The organism is Candidatus Poribacteria bacterium, from assembly GCA_021295755.1.
GTDB lineage: Bacteria > Poribacteria > WGA-4E > WGA-4E > PCPOR2b > PCPOR2b.
On sequence record JAGWBT010000076.1, the window covers coordinates 5,438 to 18,845 of the forward strand.

Below are 13,408 nucleotides of genomic sequence, written 5' to 3' on the forward strand. Positions count from 1 at the left end.
TGAAACATACGCAGCCGTATCGCGAGGCTCCCACCGATATCCGATATATCGCTCTTACCTCTCCATGTGACTGCCCGACTCAGTTCATCGCCGGTGAGCAGATCGCTCTCCGCGAAAGAATATCCGGTGATCGGATCTGCGTCGGGATGGATTCGCGAAGGCACCCCCCGAATCAACTCGCAAGCGATATGGCCGCCGTTTTGGCACCGGTAGTTGAGCCGCAACTCGTTGTTACGGCGCTTGACGCTCGGAATGGTGAACCGCCCTTCCACTTCTGCCTCGATGCCGCAGAAGCGATGCGGCAACCAACGGGCGAGCATTAGGGCACCCGGTTCGCGTTCAATAACTGGCTCGCTCTCCCGGTAATTGTGAAGCGATGTGTGTCCGCGATACATCGTCGCCCAGTAACCATCGGGCAGCTCAAAAAGGCCGCCCCACGGTCTCGCACCACCTGAGTCGGGGGTGCCGAGTGCACCGCATGGGATGATCGCACGGCGTTCCGGGCGATACCAATGCGTCATGTCACGGGTAAAAGCAATCTGTGCGTCGTTGTGATCGGTCACCTGATGGTAGATCTCTACAAATGCGCCGTGCAGGTTTTTGTCAGTCGGATAGCGGAAGTAGCTGCAACCGTAAAACGACACATCCGGTGGGTCCTGCGGATCCGGAAAGAGACACAGTTCCGCATGAGGCCAATGCCAGAAATCCTTAGTGCGAGTCAACCCGGTCGCCCGTCGTCCCATCCCTCCAACCCTGATATACGCGAAGTAGCTTTGCGTCTCCGGATCGTATTGGGCTGCACTGCCGCCATCCGAACTCATGTCGCCTAACTTGCCGACGCTCGTCCAGTGAATACCGTCCGGCGAAGTCCAGCCCTCTACCCAGTGGCGAGAGGTCATACGTGGGCCCTTATAAGCGGCACCCTCATACTCCTGCCTGCGCCATCGGTTGTATGCCTCCTGCGGATCGAGCCTTTCCTCGGTGTCAGGATCGAAATTGGCACCAACCTGACCGATGGCTTTGAACCGTTCTTCGGGCGGTGCTTGCGGATCTTCAAACGGCGTCCCGGTCGGTCCGTTCGCAATGATGTTGTTGGCGGTCGATCCCTCCCACTCGACTTGACCCAGATGCGGGCGCGTCCAGTTGTAGCCATCCTCGCTTACTGCGTAGCAGAGGTGATGCCCACCTCCGAGTCCCGGGTTAGCCGTCACACGCGGGTGCGAGCTATAGAGCAGATGGTACTTGTCCTCATCCTGCCACACACAGAGCGGCACCAACTCACCGAGTCCGTCCCACTCCTGATCTGCTGCAAATATTGGTCCCGCTTTCCGCGCCTCCTCAATCGTGATGTGCACACCAACGGGCGCATCGTACAGTTCATATCGTCCTGCCCGATTGACCCCGCGATTACCGGGAAAGGTGGACGACCAATCGATGAGCGGCACCCAGTCGCCCTGTGCTGATATGTCTCTGACGATGGCGGCACTCTCGCCTTGCGCGAAATCTTTTATTTCCTTTGTCATGGACTCTTCCTCCGTTTGTCGAGTGGGTGTTTTTGTCTCTACGGTCGTTTGACCTATTCTACTGATTTTCATCATTGGTGTCCACGCAAAAGAAACAACCTCATGGGGTTATTTAGTGTTCCGCTTTTTGACCGATTTTGGCAGGTAGACAGAAACTTTCGCCCTACACCGTAGGCGGGGCATCTTGCCCCGCTCAGAGAATTAAATGGTCCTAGACAACGTTAGTGTCGAGGTAGAGTGGAATTGTCTTCAACAATGGGGTAGCACTTTTTTATATCCCTTGCTATACTATTGGCATATTGAGTTCGGGTGGTGGAATGAATCTCCGGGCGGATGTTTGGATTTACCGCAATGACCGAATCACGCCAATAGCGAAAGCCGCCTCAAAACAGATGATCGTCTGACCATACCTTATAAGAAAACTGGAGGCAATCATGAAAGCAGCAGTCTTTTACCAACCCAACGTTCCGGTATCTATTGAAGAACTCGAAATCCAACCCCCGCAAGCGGGTGAAGTGTTGCTTGACATCGTTGGCGCGGGTGTTTGCCACAGCGACTACCACTACGTGGATGGTCATGTCAAGCGTGAGCCGACCCCGTGGGTCATGGGACACGAAGGCGCGGGCATCGTCCAAGAGGTCGGTCCCGGTGTGACGAGTGTTGCGCCCGGGGACAAGATTATCCTTTCCCTTGACGCTATGTGCGGTTACTGCCGTAACTGTAGCAACGGCAGCCCTGCGTTGTGTGAGACACATATCCCTGGGTTCGTAAGCCGCATGACAAAAAACGGCGAACCGATTCACCACATCAGACCAACCTTTACTGAACAGACCATTGCTCATGTCGATGCCTGTGTCAAAGTTCCGGACGACACACCGTTGGAACAAACGTGTCTCATCAGTTGTGCGGTCATCACCGGCATCGGTGCCGTTGTGAATCGCGCGAAGGTCGAAGCCGGTGCCTCGATGGCGGTGTGGGGTTGTGGCGGTGTGGGACTAAACGCGATCCAAGGTGGTGTCCTCGCTTCGGCAGGCAAAATCATTGCGGTTGACAGGTTCCCATATAAATTAGAGTTGGCGGAGCAGATGGGTGCCACGCATTTCGTCAACGCTTCCAAAGAAGATCCCGTCCAGCGGATCAAGGAGATCACCGGCGGGGGAGCCGATTACGCCTTTGAGGTGGTTGGATTCCCGGCACTGGTGCGACAGGCGATCGACTCGGTCCGTACCACCGGAACTGCCGTAATGGTTGGGGTGCAGCCAACAGGCGGGGAAATTTCGGTTGATGGGTCGCATCTGCTGTATGACCGGACGCTGATGGGTGCTTTCCACGGGGCTGCCCGTGCGCGTGTTGACTTTCTCTGGATCCTCGATCTATACAACCAAGGGAAGATCAAGCTCGACGAACTCATCTCGCGCTACCGTCCATTGGACGAGCTCAACGAAGCCTTTGACGATATGAACCAAGGGAAGGTCGCACGGACGGTGTTGGTGTTTGAGTGAGATTATAAACACGGCCAATAATGGGTGAGCCTGTGGGAAAAACAGTTAATCCATTCAGCCCCATGGCCCCCGATTCCGCGGTGGCCCGGTTCCTCCTAAAGAATTCTAAACACTAAGGGGAGCGACAAACAATGAAACGTTTGATGAAACACGAAGGACAATTCAATTTTGTACTTGAGGAGGCGCCAATCCCTTCCGTGGGATCGCAGCAGGTACTTGTCCGCAACAAAGTTACGCTTATCAGTCGCGGTTCCGAGATCGGTGGTCGGTACACCAATGAGGGTATTGTAGCCCACAGCTCCATGGGCTACTCCGCCGCAGGTGTCGTTGAAGCGGTAGGTGCAGAGGTCATAGGAGTCTCACCGGGGGACAGAGTCATGGCGAGCGCCCCACACGCTGAGTATGTCGTTGCTGACGCCGAACCGGGTGCGGGTGTTCGACACCTACCCGACGAATTGACGTTTGAGGACGCAACCTTTTGGCCCCTTACGACCAGTGCCGTCATGTGGTCTTGGGCTTCAGGCATCAAACCGGGCGATACCCTTGTCATCCTCGGCGGCGGACTCATCGGCAACCTCTGTATGCAGGTCATGCGGATGATGGGTCCGCAAAGGATTATCGTTGTTGAAGGGATTCCCGTGCGCTGCGAAATCGCAAGGAAACTGGGAGCCGACGAAGTCATTAACTTCAATGAGGAAGACCCTGTCGAGGCTATCAGACGGCTAACGGACGGGGCTGGAGCGGATGTCGTCATCGAAGCGGTCGGGGGACCCGCTGGGGTGTTAGCCTTTTCTCAAGCCCAAGACATGGCACGGAGGGGTGGCACGATTTTTCTGATTGGCCTCTATCACAAAGAGCCCCTCCAGCTTGATGTCCACAAGGTGATGAATAAAAAGATCCTCGGCGCTGCACACCTCCCCTACCGGCGGGTTGAAGCGTCAAAGGTGGCACTTGGACTGCTGCTAGGCGGGCAGGTTCGACCCCAAGAGATGATAACGCATCGACTCGACGGAAGAACGGAGGCGGTCGAAGCCTTTAGGTTGCTCTATGAACGGCTCGATGAGACGATGTGTGTCACGTTGCGGTGGGATGAGGATTAGAATGTCCTTTGCTGTTCAAATTAGGTCGAGATTCATATCTCGACACCCAAATGCCGATTTTGGAGAATCAACTATAGTGAATCATAAAAATAAATCGACACTTTTGCTCCCCGTGTTTGGTAGGTGCTGTTTCCAACTGCGCCTATGCGGTGCGGTTTCCTAACCTCGCCGATTGGCAGTGTCTAATTAATTCTAAAACCTATCATAAATGTAGGGGCAGGTCTTGTGCCTGCCCAAAATACTTTTTTCCCTTGCTGAATCGCTTACGGGAAAAATTCATACACATCCGTGTTGAGAAGAATGCTTAAAATACTCCCGATGCTGCCAACTATACAGTCGCCCAACGCCACGCCCAAAAAGAATGGAATCGCGCGTTGATACGCACGTAAACCTCCATAGCGTAGGATAATCAGTTTGGCAACCCAAACGACAAAGAGACAGCACCACAGATTGTACATCCCCCAGCTATTTGCCATCGCGTAGCCAAGTGGGTGGAGTGACCACCACAGAAAGCGCGCCCGCAAAAACATCAACAGCCCCGCCACCCCAAGTCCACCGCCCGTGAAAGCAAGTGCGGGCCCATCGTACCCTTGGGGAAAACTCAGCCAATTCTCAAGCACACCGTAAGCGTGACGCCCGAATCCCAATGTGCTGGGCCAGAAGTAACCGGATGCTGCGCCGTGTCGATGGTAGATGTCCAACAGGAGCCAGAAAGTAACCGCCGATCCGATGACCGTTGCGAGCAGAATGGCAACCGCCATATTACGAGGATTAATATTCCGCAGGGACGATATCTTGAAAGCTTCGAGGGGTTCTGGCATCGGATTTGCCCAATTGGTGCGGGTGAAAAAGTGATACAGCGCAAAGATAGTTAGCGTACCCTTACCGAGGCGACGGGTCCCAAAACCGTTAATAATCATGGTGTGTGGTGTGATGCCGATCATGTCGTGAACCATAAAGCCTAGTTCGGCACGGACCCTTGCAACCATTATCCCTAGTAAGAAATAGGTTCCGAAAAAAATGGGGATCACCCACAATGACATCCCCGCTTTGTAGGAGAAGATCGTCAAGAAGATCATACCGATGACGATGCCTCCCACGGCAAGGCGATACGGCATCGGTTCGCAGGAGTCATCCAATTGCGACGCAGATCCACGTGATCCCAGCAGATGACGCACTAACCCTTTGAAATGCAACCTTCCTCTCCAGAGTACAAAGACTAAGATAGCTATATATGCACCGAATGCCTGTTCACTGGCATAAGGGAAGCGTGGGAGATTGCGCCAACCTGTGATACCACCGACCATCAGCTCGATCTTGTAAATCCAGAAGAACGCCCAGCATGAAAACAGAAGTTCGAGCGGGATGAGGAAGCTGATCCCGATGACGAAAGGATAGAAAGAGATGCGTACCCCGCCCATCGCGTTCCAAGGGCGATGGGTAAAATATTTATGGATGTCCTGACGTTTGATGGGGATATAGGGAACGGAAGGGTAGAGTGAGTTTAGAATGTTCACCGTCACAATCACTGAGATGATGCCGAACCCTAGCCACATCAGTTTATTTTTGAAGAACCGCGATTGTGGATGGGCCATTTCGAGTGGGAGTTGAATGATTGGGTAAGTTAGACGTTCACGTTCCGCCCACTGCACCCGCAACAGCGTGTTGATGCACACCATCACAATCATCATCACCAAGATGAAAAGAATCCACGCGAGGGCAGGGAGGAGCCATGCGTTAAAATTGTGCCTGTTGTAGAGACTTGAATTGCCTTCGTAGTAAGCCGTCAGTGCTTTTTCGTCGGAGACGGTGAGCCATTGAGGGAGCTGCTTGAAAAACAGTTGTTGCCACTCATTTTCGATTGTTGCGAACTGAAACGGATGTCCCATCAGTGGAATCAAGACTTCTATGCAGTCGTACGAGCAGAGGCAGGAAACGACACACAGCATGACATAGGTAGTCAATAACTCCTGCTGGGAGAGGTCGAGTATGGGGGAAATTTTGCGGAGTATGTATTGAATCAGGATTAGCCAAAAGAAGATAAATATGATATTTGCGAATGGATGGATAATCGTTGGGCAGGTGTGACGAACGACTTCTAGCTGGATAACCCAAGCTACATTGATTGGAGTGAGCAGCAGCGTGGTCAGGAGGGACTTGAGCGTTAAGCCGCTTTTTGGGGTGTCAGAGGTATCTTTCAATTGTCGCCTCTACAGTACGAGAACGCCGGACTGGGTACTATGTATGCAGCCGTGACTTACACAGGGAGGTAATAGACTCGGAAAAATGAGGCATATATGAAATACGTAGGACTTACGCAGCTAAACGGTTAAAGCCCTGTAGTTCGGCGATTCATCGCCGCAGGACACCGTTCCCAACGCCCGATGAATCGGGCAACTACAATCGAAGTGCGTAAGTCCTGATACGAAATTCGATCCTTGACTTTAAGGCTTTGTTATACTAAAATCCTCAAGTATTTTACCTGATTTCTAGATAAGATTCAACTATGACTTATACCGAAAAATACAGGTGGTTAGAGAGGCAGGCAAGGATGAAACTCGGTGTCATTACAAACGGTATCAGCAGGGACCTTGAGCACGCATTGAAGGCGATGAATAAAGCAGGACTCAAATATGCGGAACTCCAGTTCCTTTGGGATAAGGAGATCGGAGACCAAACGCCAGAAGAGATCCAAAAGATAAAAGATTTGGTTGCACAATATCAGGTAGAAGTTTCCTGTGTTTCACGACACAATTTCGCCGGGCTGCCCGTGATGGAGATTGAGCCGGCGGATGCCATCTATCAAGAACATATAGCGGGGCTTCAACGGTGTATCCGCATTGCCCAAGCGTTGGGAACCAATTTGGTGAGAATTATGAGTTACAGAAAAGAGATGATTATCTTCGGTGCGAATGGTGCGGAGGAGTGGATTGCCAGCACAGGTGCTTGGGATAAGCTACTAAAACTCATGGAAGCTCCGGTAAAGTTAGCCGAAGTGGAAGGTGTGACCCTCGTGGTTGAAACCGGGAACAATGCGATGATAACATCGGGTGTTCTGGCAAAAAAGCTGATTGACGATCTCGGAAGCGAGCATCTGAAAATCCTCTGGGATATCCCCAACAGCATGTACTGTACGGAAGTTCCCTATCCGGACGCCTACGAACAGATTAAAGATTACATAGGTCATATCCATCTCAAAGATTGCCAAGCTGACATCTCACGCGCAACGGTTCGCTTCTGCCGGCTAGGCGAGGGAAATGTCGCCCCATACCTTGAAGGTATCGCCAACGCGCTCGTGCGCGACAACTATCAAGGGAGCATCTCTCTCGAAAGCGTCTATCGACCGGATAACGGGACGTTTGAAGATGGATTTTGGGAATGCCTGCCAGAATTCAAGCGGCTTTTTGAATAAAGTATAGGCATACTCCGTATGCCGTAACCAAAGTAGTAGGCACACTCCGTCTCGAAGGGAAGAGGGCAAATGAAGTCGTATAACGTAGGGGTGCTCGGTAACTGTTGCACACACGGCGCGGGCATCTGCAACATGTTCAAGAGCAGATCCGATACCCGTGTTATCGCCGCATACGAAGCAAATCCGCGTCGTGCTGAAGAGCTGCGGAGGGTCTTCGGTGAACCTCTGTCAAGTTCATACGAAGCGGTCATCAACCACCCGGAGGTGGATTTCGTTGCCGTGACCTGTGATCCCTGTGACAAGGCGGAGATGGTTGAACGCGCAGCCGCTGCGGGTAAACACATTTTCCTCAACAAACCGCTCTGTGAAAGTTTGGACAGTGCCCGCCGCATCGCTAAGGCAGTCAGAACGCATAACGTCCATTTCGTGCACGATATCCCGATGGTGCGTTTTATACCGGTCTACGCGAGGCTGTTAGAAGAGGTACAGGCGGGAGTGCACGGCAGGGTAATGGGCTATCATCACCTGTTCGGGATGAATTTTCCAACTGATTTTGATTTAGCGTCCGCATGGCCCGAACGGCTTGACCCTCCCCAGAAATCCGGCGGTGGAGAGATGACCAACATGGGCTGCTACGCCATCGACTACGCTGTTTCGCTGTTTGGTCTGCCAAAAACCGTCACCGCAAAGTGGCGAAAATTCTGGGAGGTTTACGCAGAAGCCGACGTTGAAAACTTCGGACAGATTGTCCTTGACTATGGTGATTTTTTCGCTTTTCTTGAAGTGGGTAAACAACAGTTGGTCAAAGACCGTCGTCACAGCAATGCGATGACCATCAACTTTGAGGGGCAGACGATGTTTATCGACGCCAGCGCGCAGGTCGTCACAATCAACCATGTCTCCCAAGATTACGAGCAGTTTATCGAAGGTGCAACGGTTGTCGGTTCAGTGGAGCAATTGATTGGTGCGATCGAGAACGGCACGCCTCCTACAAGCAACATCGAAACCGCGCTCATCGCTGTCGAAACGCAGATGGCGGCTTACCAGTCGATTGTCGAGGAGCAGACTGTAGAGCTGCCGCTATCGTCTGGTCAAAACCCATTAATTGCAGCACAAGAAAATAATGCGTAAATGGTACGGGGCTCCTACCCCGCATTGGGCAATGGGCGAAGAAGCCTCGTCTCTACGCTTACGGACAACTGCAAATAAATCAACACGCCCTAAAAAATTTGTCAATATAATTTAGGACGGCATACATTTAGCCTCAGCGGGGCGACATGTTTATAGCAGCAGTGAATCCCTACACACCCCAAGCCCCAGCGGGGCGACATGTGCTAAGGAGGATTACATGGCAAAAGGAATTTTAGAGCAATTGGCTGACGGCATCGTGCTCGGTGACGGCGGCTACATCGTTGAATTGGAGAGACGCGGCTACGTCGTCGCAGGCGCATTCACCCCGGAATTAGCCGTTACCCATCCCGACGCAATTCGGGAAATGCACCGCGAGTTTCTCATGGCAGGCGCAGATGTCCTACAGGTGATGGCGTTCTACGGCAGCCGCGAAAAGCTGGAAACGGTCGGCTATGCGGACAGAACGTTTGAAATTAACCAAGCCGCGACCCGCATTGTCAAAGAGGTCGCCGGTGATCAGGCACTCGTGGCGGGAGATCTGAGCGCAACGTGGAAATGGGAAGCGGACAATCCATCATCACAGGCGCTGGTTACGAGCATGTTTGATGAACAGATTGATGCCCAAGAAGGAGTAGACTTCTTCATAGGGGAAACGTTCTGGTATTTCGGCGAGGCGTTGCTGTGCCTTGAACGGATTAAAGCAAAGACGGATCTTCCCACGATGATTACCTTAGCGTTTCGCGGCAGCAATCAAACCGATGACGACGTAGCGGTGGGTGAATGTGCAAAGCGTCTGGGCGACGCCGGGGCGGACATTGTAGGCATCAACTGCATGAGGGATCCCGAACGGATGTATCCCCTCATTGAAGATATGCGCAACGCCACCGGTGCCTACCTCGCAGCACAGCCCGTAGCCTTCCGATGCTCCGATGAGGTGCCGTGGTTCACGGGAACACCAGCCTTCCCGGACCGCCTTGACCCGACCCAACTCACCCGCTACGAGATGGAGGCGTTCGCGTCCAAAGCGAAGAACATGGGCGTAAACTATATCGGGAGTTGCTGTGGCAGCGGTGCCAGCCATGTCCGCGAGATGGCGCGAGCATTGGGCAAGTATGACGAGCCGGAGGTCTGGCAAGCGAATCCCGATGACCCCATGAGTGAGACCGAGTTTAATTGGAAACGGCGGCAGCCGGAGAACCTCTGAAAATCAGGAATTAATCAAGACAGCTTTGTTCTCCGAGCGTTTGGTGCAATAAGGATTAACTTTTTCGCTTGTGTAAAGAAATCGTGCGATAGAAACCGAGTTTTTTCTTGAAAACTCGGTTTCTTTTCATGCTGTGCACCTTCTTTTTACATTAGCCTCTTTTTTATTTGTGTAGATTCGCGTTAATTCGCGGATACTTTAATCCTTTGCACTGTACTTTACCACATGAACTAACTTTTTAATTTCTTTGCGATAGGGAGAAATCATCATGGCTGCACCGGAATTTAAGCATCTGTTCACACCCCTGCAGCTCCGCCATGCCACGGTCAAGAACCGTATCGTCACATCGGCACATGCGGATGCGCTGGCGGAAGATGGGATACCAAAGGAAAAGGCACGACGTTACTACGAGGAAAAGGCAAAGGGCGGGGTGGGATTACTGATGTGTTTCGGATCGGCAGGGGTGCACCCAACTTCGCCGGCGCAGGATTGGAACGGTGTGGAGTTGTTCGAGGACCGGGTGATTCCATACCTCGCTGAGTTTGCCGATACAATGCACGCCTACAACGTCCCGGTCATTTCACAGATTACACATCGCGGGCGGCGAGGACGGAGTGTGGACCGGCTGCATCGGATGTATGGTCCCTCTCCTGTCCGCGAACCGAACCACCGTGAAACACCGCACACACTCGATGAGGAAACGATAACCGAGTTCGTCCAAGCGTTTTCGGATGCGGCGTGGCGATTGAAGCAGGGAGACTTTGACGGCTGCGAAGTAAACGCGAGCCACTGTCATCTAATCGATCAGTTCTGGACGCAGAACGCGAACCAACGCACCGACGAGTATGGTGGATCACTCCCCAATCGTTTACGTTTCGGGATACGGGTCCTTGAGGCCATCCGTGAGCGGTGTGGCGATAATTTCATCATCGGTATTCGTATCACAGGCGATGATTTCACCAAGGGTGGTCTCAACAATGCAATGATGCAAGAGATTGTCGGAAAACTAGATTCGCTGGGAATCCTCGATTACTTTAGCGTCATCGGGGCGACCGCCGAAACCTTTGTCGGTGAGGCGCAAGCGGTGCCGGACATGACCTTCTCACATGCGACATATGCGCCGTTGGCAGCGTCGATTAAGAGTGTAGTATCCGTGCCGGTCATAACAGCGGGGCGGGTGACACATCCGATGGAAGCAGAGCAGATTGTCGCAAACGAGCAGGCGGATCTGGTCATCATGACCCGTGCGATAATCGCTGATCCACAAGTTCCTCAAAAGGCGATGGCGGGGCAGTTAGATGACATCCGGTTGTGTCGAGGTTACAACGAAGGGTGCATCGATCGTATCTATACCGGACGTGGTGTAACGTGCGTACAGAACGCCACGATAGGTAGGGAGACCGAGTTGGGCGAACTCACACCGGCGGCGCAATCCTGCAAAGTGGTGGTCGTCGGCGGTGGTCCCGCCGGGCTAGAAGCTGCCCGCATCGCACGATGGCGTGGGCACGAGGTCGTGTTGATGGAGAAAGGCGACGAGTTAGGCGGTCAAACATTGATTGCTGCCAAAGCCCCATTGCGTGGAGAGTTCTCAGGCGCAACGGACTGGATGGGGGAGCAATGTCGAAAAGCTGGGGTCGATATTCGACTGAACTGCGCGGCGACCGTCGAATCAATCTTGAGTGAATCCCCCGATATCGTGGTCGTGGCAACCGGTGCCCGTCCATTAACCCCGGATGTCCCTGGGATTGAAAACGCAATAGATGCGTGGTCTGTCTTGAACGGCGATATGCCGACAGGTGAGCGTATAGCAGTGATTGATGAGGAGTACGGCTTCCAAGGACCCAGTGCTGCGGAGTTACTGCTCGATGCAGGGAAGTCTGTGGAGATCATCACAAGCATGGAAGCAATCTGCACACTGCTCGGCGCAACAACGCGCCCACCGGTATATCAACGTCTATTCGGAAAAGGAATCGTTATCCATCCGCACCTGCATGTTCGCGCGATCGAGGACGATACCTTCATCACGGAAAACGCTTGGACTGAGGCGAGGGGTGAACTGAACGGTTACGACGCTGTGGTCTATGCGTTTGGTGGGCAAGCGGTCGACGAGCTATCTCAGTCGTTCCCGGACGAGGTGACGTGCTTTGTCGTCGGCGATGCCTTTGCGCCCCGTACGCTCCAACATGCGATTATGGAAGGGCATACTTTCGCACGGAAGATTTGACGGTCTAACGGGGCTACGCTCATCTGCCTGATTGCAAATTTCTGGATTAAGGATAATTATACAAATTATCCTGTTCAAGAGGAGGTTCTTGGGCGGGTTCTTGATTCGCCTGAAACTCACGCAGAATACAGTTCACAATCTCTTCGCTATATGCCTGTGCGTTAATACGATTCTGGTTGGCTTCCCACGTCATTCGAGCCGCTGCCTCAAAATATTCGGAATGCCTGTAGGCGTCTAGAATATCAACCCCGCGGGAAAATGTGCCGTGTCCGACCCAATAAATGATATGGCGCATTTCGTGACGTTGATTTGGCGGGAGGTCTTCGCCCTTAAAGAGACGCAGGCTTTCGTAAGAGAGTTCAGGGATGCCCGGCGCTCGTTCTTGTACAAAACCGATTCCGCCGGATTTATCATACATAATCGGGGTTTCTGGTTCATACCCTCGCAGGAAGTCATAAAATCGTGATGCCTCCCCGTGTTCACTGCGCGAGATTAAGTTCAGGAACTTCGGTTGTAGATGTACCAACGCTCTGAAACCATCTGCTTCGAGTTGTTCAAAAATTAGCATATAGTGAAACATCTCACTCGTCGGTTTCGGAGGTTTCGTCTGACTTTCGTCGAGCGCAGAGAGCGAAGGCGTACCGAAACGCATACGATAATGCACTCCATCATTTTCCACTTCAACGATTGTCAAGTTGAGTGCCGGATGTTCCAAAGCGATCATGTCCAACCGTGAGCCGGACTTTGTTAAGAGGACATGCCTGCCCGCTAACCCTCTCACGGTAATTGCCGGGGGCAAAGCGTAACGGGGCGATTCAGCCCGTGGGAGTAGATAGGCTTCATCCACCGCGTCGGACAAGAGGGCGCCCATATTGCCCGCCGAAGCCCAGAGATAGCCGTGCCCATGAGCGTGGCTTCCTACCCAACCCATCTGCCCGATCAAAACGCCCAATTCACTGTCGGAGTCGATTGGGCGTAGGCGGGTTTGATATCCCCGTTCAACCCACTGTCGGTAACGGTAACTCCTCGCGGGAGGCGGCGATAATTCGTTAGTCAAGTAAGGATTTGCTAGCGTTGATCCGGGCATGATAATTCGTTCCTTGTTCTTCGACACTTCTGGGCAAGCACAAGGCCCCGATGGATCCCCGATAAATCGGGACAGGCGAGATTAAGAACCCCCCCTACGTTTATGGCAATCATTGTGGTTGCGTTACTGTAGGTCGATTTTCCAAAATCGACATTCTTATGTTTGGGCTTTGGAAATTATGAAAAATATATCACGATTGTCCAATTTTATCAATCACTTTCTGAG

Annotated in this window: 9 protein-coding genes; 6 read left to right on the plus strand and 3 right to left on the minus strand. The window is 52.6% G+C overall.

The features are described from left to right. A partial coding sequence (locus J4G02_12370; protein MCE2395373.1) for a hypothetical protein occupies window positions 1-1,523 on the minus strand: 1,523 nt, incomplete at its 3' end. Between the two features lie 434 nt (window positions 1,524-1,957). Here J4G02_12370 and J4G02_12375 point away from each other — a divergent pair. Both J4G02_12375 and J4G02_12380 read left to right on the plus strand, forming a co-directional pair. Continuing rightward, the gene (locus J4G02_12375) at window positions 1,958-3,025 is read left to right on the plus strand and encodes a Zn-dependent alcohol dehydrogenase (GenBank protein MCE2395374.1); all 1,068 of its coding nucleotides are present in this window, start codon (window positions 1,958-1,960) and stop codon (window positions 3,023-3,025) included. A gap of 131 nt (window positions 3,026-3,156) precedes the next feature. Further along, window positions 3,157-4,125 carry a zinc-binding dehydrogenase gene (locus tag J4G02_12380; protein ID MCE2395375.1) on the plus strand — a complete coding sequence of 323 codons (969 nt, stop codon included), beginning with the start codon at window positions 3,157-3,159 and terminating at the stop codon, window positions 4,123-4,125. A 263-nt stretch (window positions 4,126-4,388) separates the two neighbouring features. Here J4G02_12380 and J4G02_12385 read toward each other — a convergent pair whose 3' ends face one another. After that, window positions 4,389-6,326: a hypothetical protein gene (locus J4G02_12385; protein ID MCE2395376.1), complete on the minus strand. Its 1,938-nt coding sequence runs from the start codon at window positions 6,324-6,326 to the stop codon at window positions 4,389-4,391. Window positions 6,327-6,676: 350 nt separating this feature from the next. Here J4G02_12385 and J4G02_12390 point away from each other — a divergent pair, with 350 nt between their 5' ends. The 4 genes from J4G02_12390 to J4G02_12405 all read left to right on the plus strand — a co-directional run bounded on the left by J4G02_12390 (window position 6,677) and on the right by J4G02_12405 (window position 12,096). Continuing rightward, window positions 6,677-7,537, plus strand: a complete 861-nt coding sequence (locus tag J4G02_12390) for a sugar phosphate isomerase/epimerase (GenBank protein MCE2395377.1) — start codon at window positions 6,677-6,679, stop codon at window positions 7,535-7,537. Window positions 7,538-7,606: 69 nt separating this feature from the next. After that, a complete protein-coding gene (locus tag J4G02_12395; protein ID MCE2395378.1) occupies window positions 7,607-8,668 on the plus strand; it encodes a Gfo/Idh/MocA family oxidoreductase in 1,062 nt (353 codons plus the stop codon). Between the two features lie 217 nt (window positions 8,669-8,885). Further along, a complete protein-coding gene (locus tag J4G02_12400) occupies window positions 8,886-9,872 on the plus strand; it encodes a homocysteine S-methyltransferase family protein (protein MCE2395379.1) in 987 nt (328 codons plus the stop codon). A 268-nt stretch (window positions 9,873-10,140) separates the two neighbouring features. Beyond that, window positions 10,141-12,096 carry an FAD-dependent oxidoreductase gene (locus J4G02_12405; GenBank protein ID MCE2395380.1) on the plus strand — a complete coding sequence of 652 codons (1,956 nt, stop codon included), beginning with the start codon at window positions 10,141-10,143 and terminating at the stop codon, window positions 12,094-12,096. Between the two features lie 46 nt (window positions 12,097-12,142). Here the strand turns inward: J4G02_12405 and J4G02_12410 are convergent, their stop codons facing one another. Further along, window positions 12,143-13,183, minus strand: a complete 1,041-nt coding sequence (locus J4G02_12410; protein ID MCE2395381.1) for a class II aldolase/adducin family protein — start codon at window positions 13,181-13,183, stop codon at window positions 12,143-12,145. Between the last annotated feature and the right edge of the window lie 225 nt (window positions 13,184-13,408).

Excerpts from the sequence above, each read along its gene's own strand:
- J4G02_12375 (MCE2395374.1), top strand. The coding sequence starts at position 1,958 with ATGAAAGCAGCAGTCTTTTACCAACCCAACGTTCCGGTATCTATTGAA.
- J4G02_12380 (MCE2395375.1), top strand. The coding sequence starts at position 3,157 with ATGAAACGTTTGATGAAACACGAAGGACAATTCAATTTTGTACTTGAG.
- J4G02_12390 (MCE2395377.1), top strand. The coding sequence starts at position 6,677 with ATGAAACTCGGTGTCATTACAAACGGTATCAGCAGGGACCTTGAGCAC.
- J4G02_12395 (MCE2395378.1), top strand. The coding sequence starts at position 7,607 with ATGAAGTCGTATAACGTAGGGGTGCTCGGTAACTGTTGCACACACGGC.
- J4G02_12400 (MCE2395379.1), top strand. The coding sequence starts at position 8,886 with ATGGCAAAAGGAATTTTAGAGCAATTGGCTGACGGCATCGTGCTCGGT.
- J4G02_12405 (MCE2395380.1), top strand. The coding sequence starts at position 10,141 with ATGGCTGCACCGGAATTTAAGCATCTGTTCACACCCCTGCAGCTCCGC.
- J4G02_12410 (MCE2395381.1), bottom strand. The coding sequence starts at position 13,183 with ATGCCCGGATCAACGCTAGCAAATCCTTACTTGACTAACGAATTATCG.